The organism is Haloarcula sp. CBA1127, from assembly GCF_001485575.1.
GTDB lineage: Archaea > Halobacteriota > Halobacteria > Halobacteriales > Haloarculaceae > Haloarcula.
In genome coordinates, this window is sequence record NZ_BCNB01000006.1 from 2,854,285 (window position 1) to 2,870,754 (window position 16,470).

Genomic DNA, 16,470 nt, shown 5'->3' on the forward strand with positions numbered 1-16,470 from the left:
CCATGCATCTAGGAGTCGTCGTGCCACGCGTTGATGACCACAGCACAATCGACCTAGCCGTCGAAGCCGAAGACCACGGCTACGACTCAGTCTGGCTGAACGAACTGTGGGGCGCTAGCTCCGTTGTCGAACTCACGGATATCGCGACACGGACCGACGACATCGAGATCGGCAGCGCGATACTCAACGTCTTCTCGCGGTCACCAGCCGTGCTGGCGATGACAGCGACGACCCTCGACCGGGTCTCGGACGGGCGGGCAGTGCTAGGGCTAGGGACGAGTACAGCCCGGTCCATCGAGAATATGCACAGCATGGAGTTCGAGCGACCGGTCCGTCGCGCCCACGAGACGATCGATATCATCAAACAGCTCATGACGGGCGACGAGCGGGTGACCTACGACGGTGAGGCGGTCTCGGTCAGGGGGGTGCCGCCGCTAGACCGTGACGTACCGGTGTACCACGCCGCGCTCGGGCCGGCGAACAGGCGCGTCGTCGCCAGACTCGCCGACGGCTGGCTCCCACACATGATCCCGTTCTCCGAACTAGAGTCGGCGTTCGACTACATCGCGGAGACGGCACACGATGCTGACCGCGACCCGGACGACATCACCGTCGCGCCGTACGTGCCGGCAGTGGTCCACGAGGATTCAGAGCGAGCGAGCGAGGAGCTCCGGCAGCACATCGCCTACTACGTCGGCAGCGGCGAGGGGTATCGCCGTGCTGTCGCGGAGACGTATCCAGACCGGGCGGAACGCATCGCCGACGCCTGGCAGGCGGGTGACCGCGGCGAAGCGACGGAGCTCGTCGCTGACGAAATGACGGCTGACCTCGGCATCGCCGGAACGCCGGAACAGGCGCGGGAGAAACGGGATGAGATTGCGGACAGAGATGTCATCGACCGGCTTCTGCTAACTGTGCCACAGCAGGTCGACGGGGAGCTGGCTCGGAAGACGATTCGGACGCTGGGGCCGAGTTAAAGGTCGATTTCCATCATCACCTCGTCGGCGTACTCGTCGCCGAACTTGTAGTGATCCTCGCGGATGGCGTCAGTGTCCCACCCGTGGCCTTCGAGGAACTCGATCGCATCCTCGTTCGTCGATGGGACAGAGTTGTACAGTTTCTCGTAGCCGTTCGACGCCGCCCACTCAGTGCCCCGGGCGAGCAGCTGTGAGCCGATACCGTGGCCGCGATACCGGTCAAGGACGCCCAGCGTCAGCTCTGCCGTATGGCTGAGCTTCTCGACTTCCGGATGTTTGAGATGGACCCACCCGACCACGTCGTCGTTGATGCAGGCGACGAAGAAGATGCGCGACTCCAGTTCGTTGTGCCGGAGTAACACACCCTCGCTGTCTACCACGTCGGCGACGGTCTCCGCGTCGACGTACTCACCGCCGCCGATTGCGGCCCGGATGGCCCCAACAAGACCGGTCAGGTCCTCCTGTCGCGCCTGACGGATGGTGAACTCGATGTCGTCGGCCTCGAACTCTTCTTCGACGGTATCGTTGTAGGCGACGCGGAGTTGCCCGTCAATCTCCTCCAGTACGCCGTCGCGTTTGAGTATCGCGACGTGGTGGCCGAACGGCCGCGGGTCCATCTGTAGCGCCGACCGAGCCGCTCTCGGTTCGACAGACCCGTGTGATTCGACGTACTCGTAGATGTCCCGTCGGTCCTCGTGGTCGAAATGCAGTGGCTCTGTTAGCTCCATGTTATCTGCTACCACGACACAGTACTTAATCCTTTATCAAAAACCATGTACTTCTCAGTAAACGGCAGCTACTGCTCCGGAACACCGGTCAAAAGAACTGCCACGTCAGGGGCGTTATGCGTATCCACGAGCAGCTCTGCGGCCGCTCTGACGCTGTAGGTGCCGGCTAACTCCACGCCGTAGCAGGCGGCGTAGCAGTCAAGCCAGTCGTTCATCGCCCGTTCCAGCCGCTCGAACTCCGCCTCGGAGAAGCGGACCCACGACTCACCCGTCCGGGCCTCACAGTACAGAGCTACTGTGGGTCCGAACCCGTCCCGAATGATTTCCATCGCGCGCTCCTCGTCCGGCGGGTCGGGGTCCAGCGACTCGCGGGTCTGCTCCGCTCGGCGGGAGAGCGCCCGAAGGCGGTCGTCGTACTGGCCACTCATCACCGAACGGGTCACCCCTGATTGAACTCCACGCCTTTCCCGCCAGCGGGGTGTTCCCACTCGGTGTCGGCGACGATGGCACAGGTGCCACACTCGACGCAGGGTTGGGTGTCGAGGCTCACGAGGTGTTCCTCGCTCCCGTTGGTCTGGACCATCTCGTCGCGGTAACAGCCGCCGCCGAAGTCCTCGGCGCTGACCGGGCAGGCCGTCACGGCGGTGCCCGAGGCCTCGAACGACTTGTCGACCAGTTCGATGTGCGGGTCACCCACGTCGTAGGTCAAGTCGCCGATGCGGTCGCCCAGATCGGGGGGTGAGACGGTGTTCTCGTCGGTCACCGGCTCACCCAGTTCCTCGGCAATGACCGTCGGCAGCGTCACGTAGGGCAGTTTAGTGTCGGGAATCATCGACACCATGCGCGGCGACGAGTAGGCACGTTCGAGCAGTCCGGCCGCCGCGCGGACTCCGAACCGGCCGACGGTGGACTCGGCGATAGCGTTCGAGAGGTCGTCGACGGGGCCGAGTTCGCCGAGCTGTCCGAACACCGTGTATCCGGTCGGCCGGAGCTTGTTCATCACGCCCTCATCGTGGAGCTTCTTCTCGTACAGTTCGCCGGCCTGGGACGGGTCGCCCCGCGCCCTCGCGTCGGCGAACGCCTCGGCGGCCAGCGCCCCGGCAGTGACCGCGTGGTTCATCCCTTTGATAATGGGTCCCTGTGCCTGCATCTGACCGGCGGCGTCGCCGACCAGCACGAGACGGTCCTCGTGGGGCGATGGATGAGCCGCCTTCTTCGAGTCCGGGACGAGTTTCGCGCTGTACTCCCGCTCGTCGTATTCGTCGCCGAGCCACTGGGCCATGAGCGGATGCGTGAGCAGGCTGTCGAGCAGGTCGTGGGGCTCCGCCCGCTCCTCGGCGATGGAATCCAGGTGGAACACAGTGCCGATAGACAGCGAGGACTCGTTGGTGTAGAGGAAGCCGCCGCCGCGGACGCCGTCGAACAGGTCGCCGGAGAACAGGTGGGCCGCGCCGTCATCGGGAGCCACGTCGAAGCGGTCGTTGATGACCTCCGGCTCCATGTCGACGACGGCCTTGACGCCCTGGAACCACTCCTCGGGCTCGTCCCAGTCCATCAGCCCGGCATCGCGGGCGAGTTCGGAGTTGACGCCGTCGGCGGCCACGACGATGTCGGCCTTGATCGGGTCCAGTTCCTCGGTCGTCACGCCGACAATTTCGCCCCGTTCGCGCAACAGGCCGGTGACGTGGACCTCGGTCAGCAAACCGCCGCCTGTCTCCCGGGTGCGCTCGTGGACCTGCTGAGCGAGCCACGAGTCCATCTTCCGGCGCAACACCGCGTCGGCCCACGCCGTGTCGTGGTGATGCAAGTCGCCGATGTCGAAGGATTTCACCCTGTCACCGGCGATGTTGTGGATGACGTTCTCCGTCACCGGTCGCTCCGTCGCCTCCTCGCGGAAGTCCGGGAACAGTCCGTCGATAGTGTAGGGGGCCGACTCCTCGGCGTAGATGAGTCCGCCGGAGACGTTCTTCGAGCCGGCGTCGACGCCGCGTTCGAGCACCAGCGTCTCGACATCGTTTCGGGCGAGCGTCGCCGCCGCGGCGGCCCCGCCCGGGCCACAGCCGACGACGACTGCCTCGTACTCCTCGTAGGTGTCAGTCATCGCTGGCCTCCATCATCGCACCCAGTTCCCCGGCTTCGACCGCCTCAGTCAACTGCGGCAACACCTCGAACAGGTCGCCCTCGATGAGGTAGTCCGAGAAGTCCCGGATGTCGGCGTCTGGATTGGTGTTGACGGCGATGATTGTCTCGGACTCGTCGCAGCCGACCTTGTGCTGAATGGCACCGGAGATACCTGCGGCGATGTACACGTCGGGTTCGACTTCCTGCCCGGATTCGCCGATCTGGCGCTCCTCGGTGACGTACTGCTCGACGTGGCCGTCGAAGGAGTACGACGAGGTGATGACGCCTCGTGAGAGCCCCAGATCGGCGTCCTCGAAGGCGTCGACGAGGTCCAGCGCCTGCTCGATGCCCCGCGTCGGGTCGTCGCCGATGCCGCGCCCGACAGCGACGATAACGTCGTGGCCGGTGAGGTCGACACCGCCGGAGAGGCGGTCGTACTCCTCGACCTCGACTGTGAACCAGTCGTCGTCAAGGTCCATCTCGTAGTCGACGACCTCGCCGTCGCGCTCGTAGTCCGGGTCGGGCATCTCGAAGCTCCCCGGAATCACCGACGCCCCTTGCGGGTGGAAATCCCGGTGGGGTTTGTCGATACAGAGAATCGTCGAGTACTCGAACCCGGAGAAGTCCGGGCGCTTCATGTGGAGCACGCGCTCGAACTCCTTCTTGTCGCCGGCGGTGCCGACCTTCGCGGGGTTGGATATCATCGCGCTCTCGATGTACAGCCCCGAGCAATCGGAGGCCAGCCCGGAGTCAAGTTCGCCCTGAACGAGCGCCGAGAGGTCCCGACCGTTGTTCGTCGCCGGGAAGACGGTGTATCGCGGCTCGTGGTAGTCCTTCCACGCCACCTCCTCACGGCCTTCGGCGGCCAGATCGCCGCCTGCTCTGGCCATGTCACAGAAGATTTCGGTGTAAGGCTGATGGCGGAAGCGGTCGAGGCGGTCGTCCTCGTGATAGACGACGAGATCCGCGCCACAGGCGATGACATCCTCGACGTGGTCGCTGGCGTCGGCCCCGATGAGCACGGCGACGACGCGCTCCTCTTCATCGTACGCTGCGTTGTAGTCGTCCATCAGTTCGCGAGCCTTCCCGAGCATCTCCTTCGAAACGTCCACGAGGTCGCCGGCCTGCGTCTCACAGTAGACCCACATATCGCGGTACTCCGCGCCGTCGGTTCCCTCGACCCACTGCTTGTCGTTGGTCGGGTGGTCGAGTTCGGGGTACTTCTCTTCCGGCGGGACGTACTCGACCTCTGTCACCGCCTCGCCCTCAGCCTCTTCGGTCCCCTCGACGGACTCGATTCGACTCTCTATCTGGGATTTCGCCGTCTTGCGGTCCTGGCCTGCTTTCTCGCGTTCGAGCAAGTCCCGGAGGACATCCGCGTCGTCGACCTCTCGCACCATGTTCGCCACGTCGGCGACGGTGAGATCGGAGAGGTCGACGGCTTCCGGATCGAGTTCGCCGTCGTCCTCGCTTTCGACTTTTTCAATGCGATCCTCGATGAGCGTCTTGACCGGGACCCGATCCTCACCGTCTTCCTCCAGTTCCAGCATCGCCCGCAGTTCGTCGGCGTCGTCGACGTCTTTGAGTTTCGGGCCTAGCTCGGCGATCTCGTGTTCTGTGGGGTCGATTTCAGGCATGGTCAGTCACCCGCCGCGTAGGGGGTAAGTTCGTCCAGCACCGGTTCTAATCCCTCACGCTCGTCGGCTTCGATCATCGTCGCCTCCCGCTCGGAAGGAGCCTTGGGAATCGGGTCGACGCCGGAGACGATGGTCGGCGAGCCGTCCAGACCGATGTAGTCCGGATCGAGGTTGAGGTCTTCGTGATCCCAGACCGTGAGGTGGTCCTCGTACTCCTCGGCCCGCTGCTGGGTCTCCTCGCGGAGGTCCTTGTGGTTCAGCCGATGGCTCGCCTTCCGGTAGGTCGGTTCGAATTCGGGGTCGGCGACGATGAAACACGGCATCGGCGCTTCGACTGTTTCAATCTCGGAGATGTCGCCGTCGACCAGCCGCTTCGCCCGAACGGTACCGGCGTCCTCGTCGATATCGAGCGAGAGAACGTGGGTGATTATCGGCCAGTCCAGGCACCAGCAGGTCTGGGGGCCAGTGTGGCCGGTCTCGCCGTCGGCCGTCTTGAACCCGGCAAACACCAAATCCGGCTGTTCGTCCAGGTTCTGGAGGCCGGTGGCGACGGTCATCGCGGTGGCCCAGGTGTCTGCGGCCCCCATCTCACGGTCCGAGAGGAGGTACAGGTCGTCGGCGTACACGTCCCGCATTCCCTCCTGTAAGACCTCTTTGTACCCCGGCGGTCCCATGCTCATCAGCGAGATGTGCCCGCCGTTGCGGACTTTCGTCTGGAACGCCGCCCGGAGCGCGTGCTTGTCGTTGGGGTTCATCACTGTCGGTGTCTTCCCCCGTTCGAGATGGCCATCCTCGTCGAACGACACCTGTCCCTCGCGGAAGTCCGGTACGCCCTTTGTCATGACGACTGTATGCATGGTATCACGACCCTCGTGAGTGTATCTCACACAAGAATCTATAATAAATGTATGTTTACAAATCTGGATGACAGGTAGGCGGCGCTGTCTCAGGGGCGGTAGAATCTGGACAACACGCTGTATGACGACAGGCTGACAGCTATGTGCAGTTATATTTGAGGTGTAGAATGCTGCAATCCCGCGAAAACAGGACAGTCCGGTAGCTCAGATACGACCAGCGCGGCCTGGGTCAACGTCGATGGCGTCGACCGGACACACGTCGACACAGAGCATACAGTCGATACACTGGTCCTCGTGAGCCGGGTCGGCCTTGATTTCGCTCTCCGGATGGTCCGGCGTGTCGACCCACTCGAACACGTCGACGGGGCAGTCCTCTAGACACGCGCCGTCGGCGATGCAGATGTCGAAGTCGACGGCGACGTGTGTCCCGTGGATGCCCAGTTCCTCGGGCTCGTCGACCGGTCCCCAGACATCGTGTCCGTCGTGCTGTTCGACAACGTCGCGGTTCTCCTCGAACTCCGGGTCTATGGCCATTGGTATCTTATCTCACTTTTGGGAGCTACTTAACTTTTCGACCTGACCGTCAGAATCCGGGGCCGTCGCGGCGATCCGGTCCACGAGTGTCCGCCGGTCCGAGGTCGTCGATGCGGTCGGTCGGTCCCGGCAGGTCGCCTCCGGGTAAGCCGGTTTTCTCGCCTGTACCGGCCGTGTCAGCAGTGTCCGGACCGCCGACACCGATTCGTCGGATGAACTCGACAGTCCGCTCGTACACGTCATCGTAGTGGGCCCCGTGGAACGGGAACCCGTGGTCCGACGGCACCGTCTCGTGGACCACGTCGGTCATCGGACCGAGCGCGTCGGCCAGCAACTCGGACTGGGCCGGCGGCACGACGTCGTCGTCGGTGCCGTGGAGCAACAGCGTCGGCGGGGCGTCGGCGTTCACCTGCCCGACCGGCGAGGCGAGGTCGTAGGCCGCGGGTTCGTCGTCGGGTCCACCGCCGAGATACGCGCGATGGCCCTCACCCGCTGGGACATCAGTCGCGGTATCGAGCGCGTGGAAGTCATAGACGCCGGCGTAGCCGACGGCGGCCGACAGCGCCGAAGACGCGCCGGGGTACAGTTCGGGTTCGAACCCGGGTTCGTCCGCCGTCAACCCGGCCAGGACGACGAGGTTTGCGCCTGCTGAGTGGCCGACACCGACGACTCGGTCGGTGTCCGCGCCGTAGCCCTCTCCCTCCGTCCGGGCCCACTCGATAGCGGCCTTTACATCAACGAGCGCCGCCGGGAACGTCCACTCCGGCGCGAGTCGATACTGCGGCTCGACGACCAGAAAGCCGTCCGCGGCGAGGTCGAGCGCGTGCCGGGCGAACTCGCCCTTGTCGCCGAACGTGAACGCGCCGCCGCGGACGAGCACGGCGACCGGTTTCGGGCCGCTGGCCGCTGGCGAGTCGTACAGGTCGAGCGTCAGCGTCTCACCGTCCACCTCGTGGAACGGGATGTCGCGCTGCACTGTCACTGACTCCGGGGCGCGTTCTGTCACGGGCATTGGTCGGGCCGTCGCGGACATAAGCCCGACGCTATCAGCTCTCGGCCCCGGAGTCGAACGACGCGTCGGCACCGCGGTCTGTTGGGAACTGGCTTGAGTGTCAGGTGCCTCGTTCCGAACAAAGCGAAAGAGTCGGTTATCGGGCGGGACGCCTGCGTCCAGACGGTCAGCCTTCGATTTCGATCTGCTTGCCGCGGGCTCAAGAGCAACGACCGCACGCAGGTCCCAGTTGAACTAAAGCGCCAAATCTGGGTGCTACGGAGCCGACTACAGACAGCCGTTCTTCTTTACTACCAATGCGCCCTTAACCAATAAAATAAAGTGACGATGCGACGATATTCAGCGGAACGATGTACGGCCGATTCGTGACGGCCCTGTGGGTCCTGACAGGCCTTTCCGCGGTGTTTTCACTGCTCGCGTGGCGCAAGCGGGAGGACCCTGGCGGGACGCCGATGGTGGTGTTTCACCTCGCTCTATCAGTCGGTGCTGCCAGCTACGCCGTCGACATCACTGCAATGGCGCTGTCGACCCAGTTGCTCGCTCGGCAGGTCGCGACCATAGCCCAGGGCGTAGTCGCCATCACCTGGCTGTACGCCGCGTTGCAGTACGCCGACTTCGACAGGTCGGTGACGCGGCGAGCTGTCGGGTTCCTATCGCTTGACCTGTTGGTGCTTGTGGGCGTGTTCGTCTTCCCGGGCGTATCGCTGTTCGACCTCCCGCCCAGCGGCTCTGTGGGGTCACTGGTGGTGGCTCCGGGGGCTGGGCTCACAGCAGTGTTCGTCGCCCACATAGCGACGATTCTGATTGCGGCGCTTGCCGGGACAATCGTTCTTATTCAGTTGTTCGTCCGCTCACGACACCTGTACCGAACACAGGCCGCGGCTGTTCTCATCGCGGCGCTGGCCCCGTGGACCGTTGCACTGACCCAGCAGTACTTCCTGCAGATTCCTGAGGATGCCACGATTTTCGCCTGGGGCGTCTCCGGGATAGCGATGACGACCGGCCTCTACACGTTCAAGACACTCGACCCGGTGCCGGCGGCGCAAGAAACTATCGTCGAGCAGATGGGCGACGGAACGCTCGTCGTGGACACCGACGGCTGCATCAGCCATGCAAATCCGGCGGCCGAGACCCTCCTCGCTGGCCCCACAGAATCACTCGTAGGCCAGCAAGTAGACGCCGTTATTCCGACCTGGGACGGTCTCACGGTCGACGACGGGCAATCAGACTGGGCGGAACTCGCGCTTTCCGTGGACGGTCAGCAGCGGTTCGTCGAACTCGAAGTGACCCCGTTTACCGACCGGTTCGACGGACTCGTTGGCCAGCTTGTCGTCCTCCGGGACGTCACGGAGCGGAAACAACACGAACAGCGACTGGCACAGTACAAGACGATTTTCCAGGGCGTCAGCGAACCCGTCTACGTCCTCGACGAGCACGACCAATTTGTCACGTACAACGACCCGTTCGCCGAGCTGGTCGGCACCGTCGAGGACAGCCTCGTCGGCGAACGCTTCGAGACGGTGCTGGGGCAGATGGAAACCGAACCGATGGACGACGGGTCGGGGGAGTTCCTGATCCGGACCGCATCCGGCGAACAGGTCCCCTGTGAAGTCGACGCGGCGGACATCGAGCTGGCCGGCGGTGAGTCCGGCCGCGTCGGTATCGTCCGAGATATCTCGCGGCGAAAGGAAATCGAGTCCGAACTCGCAGTGACGACTGAGCGGCTCGAAACGCTCGTCGAGGCTGCCCCGGTCGCGATCGTTGCACTTGACGCCAACGCGACGGTCGAGGTCTGGAACCCCGCCGCGACGGAGCTGTTCGGCTGGCGTGCCGACGAAGTGTTGGGCGACAAGGTTCCGGTTATCCCGGAGGAGAACCGACGGCGGACGGCCGAACGTCACGCCCGGGTACTCGAAGGCGAGCGCCTGTCGGGCCACGAGACGGAACTCGAACGAAAAGACGGAAGCCGTGTCGACGTGAGCCTTGCCGCCGCCCCGATTCGCGACCTCAGTGGCTCAGTGGTCGGCAGCGTCTCCGTGGTGACGGACATCACCGAGCGGAAGCGTCGGGAGCGACAACTGGAACTCCAGAACGAACGGCTGGACGAGTTCGCCAGCCTCATCTCCCACGACCTCCGGAACCCCCTGCAGGTCGCCAGTGGCCACTTGGAACTGGCCTCGCAGGACGCCGGCTCGGAGGTTCGCGAGTCGATAACGGCCGCGGCGGAGGCTCTGGACCGGATGGAGGGACTTATCGACCACACCCTGACGCTGGCCCGCGAGGGGCGTGACATCAGCGATCCCGAACCGGTGGCGCTTCGGGAGACGTTCGTACAGGCGTGGAACGCCGCGCCCACGAGCACGGCTGAACGCCGCGTTCAGGACCCGCCAGAACGCGTGCTGGCCGACCGCGAACGCCTGGCCGAACTGTTCCAGAACCTCATCCAGAACGCCGTGGAACACGGCAGGGACGACTCCACGCCCAAAGCAGGCCCGGCGACCGACGGTGCAGGGACGGTTACCATCACGCTCGGCGCAACCTCAGAGGGGTTCTACGTCGCCGACGACGGCCCGGGGATTCCGCCGGACCAGCGCGACGACGTCCTCGAATCGGGCTACAGTACCGACGACGACGGCACTGGGTTCGGTCTGGCGATAGTAGAGACGATTGCCGAGGCCCACGGCTGGGAGCTAACGGTCACCGACAGCGAAGACGGCGGTGCTCGCTTCGAGTTCAGCGGGGTCGAGACAGAGGACCCGACCACGGACCGCGACGACAGCCTCAGGGATGTGTAAAGTACGCGACGGACTCCGCTTCGGCCTCGTCGGCAACCTCGTCGAGTCGAACGAAGCCGATACGCTCGAACTGGACCACGTCGTCAGTGTCGTAGCCGAGCAGTCCCGGTTCGGCCACACCTGACACGTCGCCGTCCATCGTCCGGAGGCGGAGCCGCGGGCCGTCGGCCGGCGTCCAGTGGATCACGTCGACGCCCTCCTCGCGGACAGCGTCGATGTCGTCGCCGGTGTATTCGAAGGCATCGCGAGTGTGGCGAACACAGCCGTATCCCTTGAGCCAGATCCGTTCGCCGTGGGCCGGCAGGTCGTCACCTTCGACGGCGACGCCGTTCGTCACCGGAATCTCGCGGCGGCCACGCTCCTCGTAGTCCGGGTGCAACGGCGGTTCGCCGGCGTCCGGCCCGCCAACGATCTGACGCTCGACGAGGCCACCGTGGTCGTCGCTGTCCCGGACGAAGAACGCCCGGTCCGAGTCGTCGTCAATGAGGTCACGGTTGTTCGAGTAGATCGACGACATCGCCAGGTCGACGTTCGAGGTGGACGTCCCCAACTGAATCATCGCATCGACGACGGCCTCACCGCGGATGCCGCGCCGTTCGAGGCTGGCGACGGTCGGCGCTCGCGGGTCGTCCCAGCCCGCCAGTTCGCCGTCTTCAATGAGTTCGGCGATGCTCGATGTGGAGAGGGGCACGTCGTACTCATCGACCTGAACGTGGCCCCAGTGGATGACTTCGGGGTACTCCCAGTCGAAGTAGTCGTAGACGAACTGCTGGCGCTTCGCGGAGTCCTGCAGGTCGATGCCGCGGATGATGTGCGTGACGCCCAGCAGGTGGTCGTCCAGCCCGCTCTGGAAGTCGAGCATCGGCCAGCAGCGGTACTGCTCGGCCGCCTCGCGTGGATGGGGCGTGTCGACCATCCGGAACGCGACGAAGTCACGCAGCGCGGGGTTCTTGTGGGTAATGTCGGTCCGGACCCGCAGGACCATCTCGCCGCTGTCGTACTCGCCGTCGACCATCGCCTCGAACTCCGAGCGCGTGGTCTCGGCGTCCTTATCCCGGTGGGGACAGGCCTCGCCGTTGTTCTTCAGGTCCGAAAACTCACCCTGCGGGCACGAGCAGGTGTAGGCCCCGCCCTTGTCGATGAGCTTGCGAGCGTACTCGTAGTACGTCTCGACGCGGTCGCTGGCGTTGACCACGTCGTCCGGTTCGAAGCCGAGATAGTCGATTGCGTCCAGAATTGCGTCGTAGGCATCCAGATCCGGTCGCTTGGTCTCAGGGTCGGTGTCGTCAAAGCGGCAGATGAACTCCCCGTCGTAGCGCTGCTTGTACGTGCCGACGACGGCGGCCATCCGCGCGTGGCCGATGTGCCACGGGCCGTTGGGGTTTGGCGCAACGCGCATCCGAACGGTGTCGTACTCTTCGGCGTTGGGTAGGTCCGGCAGTGGGTGGTCCTCGCCCTCGTCCTCGGCCTCCAGCTCTTCGAGTTTCTCCGGAGCGAGTTCGGCCAGCCGCTCGCGGCGCTCCTCGGCATCCATCCCGTTGACTCGCTCGACGACCGGCGCGATAACGCCAGGTATCTCGTCGCCGTACTCGCGGAACTCCGGGTTCTCGCCCATGAGCGGGCCCATTATTGCGCCGACCTGTGCCTCGCTGTCGTGTTTGACCGCGTTGAGGAGGGCGCTCGTCTCCGCCGCCTCCGTGATTCGGTCTCGCAGCTCGTCGTCCATTACCGGGACCTGCGACTGGGAGGGTCAAAACGCCGTCGGGTTGGGCCAGCTATGGGGGGCGGGGTGTCAGCAAGCAGTTCACGTAGCCCTATGTCGACAACGATTCGTTTCACTCAGTACGGGGTGCAGACACACTGGTTAGTACAGCGAGCACCGTCAACAGCCCATACTTGTGGAGACGGTCCGAGGATCGACTGTTCCGTTGCTATCGATACGGATTTCTGCAAACCGGGAATTACAGTCGAAGTGGTCAGTTGTTACTGGGTACGTTCCAGTCGTCTGTGTTGACTCGTCCGTCACTGTGAGGAGGTACCCTGGAGACGGAATTTCTAACCAAAGTGTCCCGTTCGGTGGGAGTGTTTCTGTACGGGTTACGACTGAAGAGTCACTGTCATTATGTACTAGTTCGACGGATACGGTTTGATTCATCGGGCTAGCATTCCAAACCTGAATCGGCAACCCATTCCCAGTTGTACCGACTTGGATGACGACAGAGGGGTCGGCTTTCGTTCCTTGGTATGGTGCTGGAACAGATGGATCAATCGTCGGCGTGTCAGTCGTCGTTACATCGGGCGGGCCGCTGTGGGCAGAAAGAGTTGGAAACAGGAGTAGCGAAGCTACGATGCCGACAGTGATAATGAGAAACACCGCAAGAAGCGGACGCAGATTCATGACGCAAGCAACTCATCTCTGGCCGCATGTGTTTTCCGGTTGGTAGGTTCGCAGACGGGCTGTGTGTTCTACGCAGGACGGTTCCCCGCAAACGAAGAGTGGTCACTCAACAGCACCCAACGAGTCCGCGACCCGTTCCAGCGCCTCAATCCCGGTCACCTCACCGGACTGATCGGGAATCGTCCAGATAGCCAGTTCAGGCAGCGACTCCCGAAGTTGTGCAATAGCCGCCTCCTGCACTGCCTGCTTGCCCTGACACCGCTGACAGTCACCAGCATCCTCAATGACCTTGTTCACGACGAGTGTCGTCACCGGCACGTCGAACTCGCGGAGCTTCGCGACCAGCCGCTCCGTCTCGCGGACGGCCATCGTTTCGGGAATCGTGACGACCCGGAACGCGGTCTGTTTGGGGTCTCGAAGCACTGTGCCGACCCGTTCCATCCGCGTGCGCATCTCGGTGAAGTCGTCCGGGCCGTCGTCGCGCCGGCTCGCCATCGGGCCGAACATCATCGTCCGGGCAGTGTTGACTTTCCGACGAACCTGATCCCGGAGGTCCATCGCCGTGGCAACGCCGCGGTCCATCACCGATGGGAGGTCAAGCAGGCGAAGCGTGTGACCGGTCGGCGCAGTGTCGAACACCACGCGGTCCCAGCGGTCGCTCTCGATGTACGTCGCCATGCCCTCGATGGCCGCCAGTTCGTCGCTACCGGGCATTACGCCGGTCGTGAACAGGTCAGCGATTTCCTCCTCGTCCATCCGGATGCCGGCATCGGAAAATTCCGACGCCAGCGCCTCGAACAGTGACCGGTAACGGTCAATACCCGTCTGTGGATCGACCTCGACGCCCCACAGCCCCGACCGGATTTCCGTCGGGTCGCCGCCGACCTCGGTCTCGACGGCATCGGCCAGCGAGTGCGCGGGGTCGGTGGAGACAACGAGTGTCTCGTGGCCCGCCGTCGCCAGCCGATAGCCAGTCGCCGCGGCCACGGTCGTCTTGCCGACCCCGCCCTTGCCGCCGTAGAGAAGGAACCGAGTCACACGACTGCCTAGGAACTGATACGTCTTAGTTGCTGACCAGCACCATTCAGGGTCAACAGCCGCCCTACTGCCAGACGCGGACGACACCGTCACTGCGACCGACGGCAATGCTCAAGCCGCCGTCGCCAGTCGGTGTCGCCGCAACGTTCGAGGCGAGCGGCGCGCCGATGTCACGCTGGGCTGCCTGCCGAACGCCGTCCTGCCGCTGGAGCGCGACGAGCTTCCGGCGCTCCTGAGTCGGAACGACCAGCGTCTGTCGGCCATCGCCGAGCAGATCTCCGGCGAGTCCACCGTCGAGGATACGCGAGCCGAATGCATGCGAGGAGACGCCGTCGTAGCGGGCCGCGATTGAGAGCCGGGCACCGTCGATACGGTAGAACTCCACCGTCCCGCCGATGTGTGGGGTGCGAACGACGGCGATTTCGGGCGCCCCGTCGGGGGAGAACGGCGCGACACAGAGCTGGTGGCGCCAACGAAAGCCCGTCCCGATTGCGGGCCCAGTCGCGACGCGCTCGCCGTCCAGTCCGTAGGCGACTACCCGAGCGCCCTCATCGGGCCCGGTGACGGTGACGAGTACTTCGGGGTCACCATCGTCGTCAATGTCCGCGAGAATCGGTGCTACACCTTCGACGACCGTTGGTTCAGGCAGTTGAACTCGGCGGCGGATGGTCCCACTTCCGTCTGCGACAAACAGAACGATGGCGCTAGCCTCAACGTTGTCACCGAGCGCTCCGTGGTCGTATCGCTCCGTCGCACCGGCGAGCACAGCAGCGACATCGTCCTGCCAGACGATTCGGGCGTCGGGCAGAGCATCCTCGATGAGCAGGTCACCGTCCACGCGGACGGCCCCGGACTTGGTCACCGTCGCGATGGTACCATCGGGAAACTGGACGGCGTGGGTGTTGGGTCCTGTCTCATCGGCAGTGAGGAACCGAACGCCGTTGTCCTGAACAACCACGGCTGGTGGCTGGCCCGCCGGCAGGTCGGATTCGATGACAACCGATTCAACTCGGTCCTGACCCACCCGAACCGCCTCTGGTGCCCCTGCCTCTGGAACAACAACCCAGAGACTCCCGCCTTCGACAGGCAATCCAACGAGCCACTTCGGGTGGCCCTCAATGGCGATGTCTATCGGGTCGACGGCGTCGAACCGGCCCGAACCTGAAATGTGACGATTGCCGGAGGGCTGGAGATGCGTGTAGCGAACCGTCTCCGTGGTGCTGGTCACCGTTGCTGTCGGGCGTGGTGTTGTGGTCCGCTGACTCGTCGTTCCACAGCCAGCGAAAAGTCCGGCGACACCGGCGAGAACGGCTCGCCGGGTCTGGTCCATGCTCAGTAGTCGCGCTCGACGAGGTAGTTCGCAATGCCTTCGAGCAGGTAGCGGGCCTCGTTGTCCGGCAGGACTTCGAGGTTCTGCTTGCCGCTCGCAATGAGGTCCTGCCCGGTCTGGCGGGCGTATTCGATTGACCCTACCTCTCGCAGGCGCTCGACGGCGTCGTCGATTTCGGCTTCCGAAACGGCCTCGACGGAGTCCGTGTCGACGAGGTCGCCCACGTCGACGCCCTGCTGGCGAGCGTGCAGCGTCACCAGCGTCTGCTTTTCTTCGACGAGGTCCGAGCCCCGTTGCTTGCCGAGTTTCTCCGAGGGTGTCGTCAGGTCAAGCAGGTCATCCTGGATCTGGAACGCCCGCCCAACGTCGAGTCCGTAGTTGTACAGGGCATCGACCGTCTTCTCGTCGGCCCCGAGCAGCGTGGCCGGAATCGAGGCGGCCGCGCCGTACAGCACGGCCGTCTTGAGTTCGACCATCTCCAGATACTCCTCGGGCGTGACGACATCGCGTTGCTCAAACTCGATGTCGAGGGACTGGCCCTCGCAGATGCGGGTACACGTCGTTGCGAGTCGCTTGTTCGCGTCGACGGTCCGATCGTGGGCCGCACCCGTTTCGAGCAGGAACTCGAACGCTTTCGAGTACAGCGTGTCGCCGGCGAGAATCGCCGTCGAGAGGTCGTACTCCTTGTGGACGGCGGGCACCCCGCGCCGGAGCGCGTCGTCGTCCATGATGTCGTCGTGGATGAGCGTGAACGTTTGGATGACCTCAATGGCGAGGGCGGCCGACATCATGTCGGCCTGCCCGCCTCTGAGCGTCGGGAAGTCACGATAGTCTGCCGTCAGCGGGTCGACATCCAGCAGCGACTCCGCGACCAGCAGCAGGACCGTCGGGCGGAGCCGTTTCCCGCCCGCGTCCAGCAGGTAGCGCGACGCCTCGTAGAGGTGGTCCGGCTTCTGTACCGGAAGGTCCTCTGGGAGGGCATCGTTGACCCGGTCTCGTCGGGCGACAATCGCGTCTTCGACCTGCTGATGGCGTTCGGACAT

At 64.2% G+C, this 16,470-nt stretch carries 13 protein-coding genes; 2 read left to right on the forward strand and 11 right to left on the reverse strand.

The annotated features are described in order from the left end of the window. Positions 1 to 2: 2 nt before the first annotated feature. Positions 3 to 977, forward strand: coding sequence for an LLM class flavin-dependent oxidoreductase (locus AV059_RS18855; RefSeq protein ID WP_058997001.1), 975 nt, complete (start codon positions 3 to 5; stop codon positions 975 to 977). On the opposite strand, the gene AV059_RS18860 is transcribed toward AV059_RS18855, so the two are convergent. The 7 genes from AV059_RS18860 to AV059_RS18890 all read right to left on the reverse strand — a co-directional run bounded on the left by AV059_RS18860 (position 974) and on the right by AV059_RS18890 (position 7,866). Then, positions 974 to 1,705: a GNAT family N-acetyltransferase gene (locus AV059_RS18860; RefSeq protein WP_058997003.1), complete on the reverse strand. Its 732-nt coding sequence runs from the start codon at positions 1,703 to 1,705 to the stop codon at positions 974 to 976. The two genes, AV059_RS18855 and AV059_RS18860, sit on opposite strands and share 4 nt — an antisense overlap. Positions 1,706 to 1,773: 68 nt before the next feature. Beyond that, the gene (locus tag AV059_RS18865) at positions 1,774 to 2,133 is read right to left on the reverse strand and encodes a hypothetical protein (RefSeq protein ID WP_058997005.1); all 360 of its coding nucleotides are present in this window, start codon (positions 2,131 to 2,133) and stop codon (positions 1,774 to 1,776) included. Between the two features lie 11 nt (positions 2,134 to 2,144). Continuing rightward, positions 2,145 to 3,806 carry an FAD-dependent monooxygenase gene (locus AV059_RS18870; protein WP_058997007.1) on the reverse strand — a complete coding sequence of 554 codons (1,662 nt, stop codon included), beginning with the start codon at positions 3,804 to 3,806 and terminating at the stop codon, positions 2,145 to 2,147. Continuing rightward, positions 3,799 to 5,463, reverse strand: coding sequence for an electron transfer flavoprotein subunit alpha/FixB family protein (locus tag AV059_RS18875; RefSeq protein ID WP_058997009.1), 1,665 nt, complete (start codon positions 5,461 to 5,463; stop codon positions 3,799 to 3,801). The genes AV059_RS18870 and AV059_RS18875 overlap by 8 nt, the downstream gene beginning before the upstream one ends. A 2-nt stretch (positions 5,464 to 5,465) precedes the next feature. Next, positions 5,466 to 6,320, reverse strand: a complete 855-nt coding sequence (locus tag AV059_RS18880) for an electron transfer flavoprotein subunit beta (RefSeq protein WP_058997012.1) — start codon at positions 6,318 to 6,320, stop codon at positions 5,466 to 5,468. A gap of 204 nt (positions 6,321 to 6,524) precedes the next feature. Beyond that, positions 6,525 to 6,854, reverse strand: a complete 330-nt coding sequence (locus AV059_RS18885) for a ferredoxin family protein (protein WP_004516778.1) — start codon at positions 6,852 to 6,854, stop codon at positions 6,525 to 6,527. 49 nt (positions 6,855 to 6,903) lie between these two features. Beyond that, positions 6,904 to 7,866, reverse strand: a complete 963-nt coding sequence (locus AV059_RS18890) for an alpha/beta hydrolase (protein ID WP_195156679.1) — start codon at positions 7,864 to 7,866, stop codon at positions 6,904 to 6,906. Positions 7,867 to 8,216: 350 nt separating this feature from the next. Between AV059_RS18890 and AV059_RS18895 the strand changes: the two genes are divergently transcribed. Beyond that, positions 8,217 to 10,661, forward strand: coding sequence for a PAS domain S-box protein (locus AV059_RS18895; RefSeq protein ID WP_058997014.1), 2,445 nt, complete (start codon positions 8,217 to 8,219; stop codon positions 10,659 to 10,661). On the opposite strand, the gene AV059_RS18900 is transcribed toward AV059_RS18895, so the two are convergent. The 4 genes from AV059_RS18900 to idsA3 form a co-directional block, all read right to left on the reverse strand. Beyond that, positions 10,648 to 12,387: a glutamate--tRNA ligase gene (locus tag AV059_RS18900; RefSeq protein ID WP_058997016.1), complete on the reverse strand. Its 1,740-nt coding sequence runs from the start codon at positions 12,385 to 12,387 to the stop codon at positions 10,648 to 10,650. The two genes, AV059_RS18895 and AV059_RS18900, sit on opposite strands and share 14 nt — an antisense overlap. Positions 12,388 to 13,161: 774 nt before the next feature. After that, on the reverse strand, positions 13,162 to 14,097 hold the full coding sequence (locus AV059_RS18905) for an ArsA family ATPase (RefSeq protein WP_058997018.1): 936 nt from the start codon (positions 14,095 to 14,097) through the stop codon (positions 13,162 to 13,164). 64 nt (positions 14,098 to 14,161) lie between these two features. Then, positions 14,162 to 15,427 (reverse strand): hypothetical protein, encoded by a 1,266-nt coding sequence (locus AV059_RS18910; protein WP_058997020.1) that lies wholly within the window; start codon positions 15,425 to 15,427, stop codon positions 14,162 to 14,164. A 2-nt stretch (positions 15,428 to 15,429) separates the two neighbouring features. Continuing rightward, positions 15,430 to 16,470 carry a geranylfarnesyl diphosphate synthase gene (idsA3, locus tag AV059_RS18915; protein WP_058997023.1) on the reverse strand — a complete coding sequence of 347 codons (1,041 nt, stop codon included), beginning with the start codon at positions 16,468 to 16,470 and terminating at the stop codon, positions 15,430 to 15,432.

Bases quoted from the DNA above. Each gene is read 5' to 3' on its own strand.
- AV059_RS18875 (WP_058997009.1), bottom strand. From the start codon at position 5,463: ATGCCTGAAATCGACCCCACAGAACACGAGATCGCCGAGCTAGGCCCG.
- AV059_RS18860 (WP_058997003.1), bottom strand. From the start codon at position 1,705: ATGGAGCTAACAGAGCCACTGCATTTCGACCACGAGGACCGACGGGAC.
- AV059_RS18890 (WP_195156679.1), bottom strand. From the start codon at position 7,866: ATGCCCGTGACAGAACGCGCCCCGGAGTCAGTGACAGTGCAGCGCGAC.
- AV059_RS18885 (WP_004516778.1), bottom strand. From the start codon at position 6,854: ATGGCCATAGACCCGGAGTTCGAGGAGAACCGCGACGTTGTCGAACAG.
- AV059_RS18880 (WP_058997012.1), bottom strand. From the start codon at position 6,320: ATGCATACAGTCGTCATGACAAAGGGCGTACCGGACTTCCGCGAGGGA.
- AV059_RS18895 (WP_058997014.1), top strand. From the start codon at position 8,217: ATGTACGGCCGATTCGTGACGGCCCTGTGGGTCCTGACAGGCCTTTCC.
- idsA3 (WP_058997023.1), bottom strand. From the start codon at position 16,470: ATGTCCGAACGCCATCAGCAGGTCGAAGACGCGATTGTCGCCCGACGA.
- AV059_RS18910 (WP_058997020.1), bottom strand. From the start codon at position 15,427: ATGGACCAGACCCGGCGAGCCGTTCTCGCCGGTGTCGCCGGACTTTTC.
- AV059_RS18900 (WP_058997016.1), bottom strand. From the start codon at position 12,387: ATGGACGACGAGCTGCGAGACCGAATCACGGAGGCGGCGGAGACGAGC.
- AV059_RS18870 (WP_058997007.1), bottom strand. From the start codon at position 3,806: ATGACTGACACCTACGAGGAGTACGAGGCAGTCGTCGTCGGCTGTGGC.
- AV059_RS18865 (WP_058997005.1), bottom strand. From the start codon at position 2,133: ATGAGTGGCCAGTACGACGACCGCCTTCGGGCGCTCTCCCGCCGAGCG.
- AV059_RS18855 (WP_058997001.1), top strand. From the start codon at position 3: ATGCATCTAGGAGTCGTCGTGCCACGCGTTGATGACCACAGCACAATC.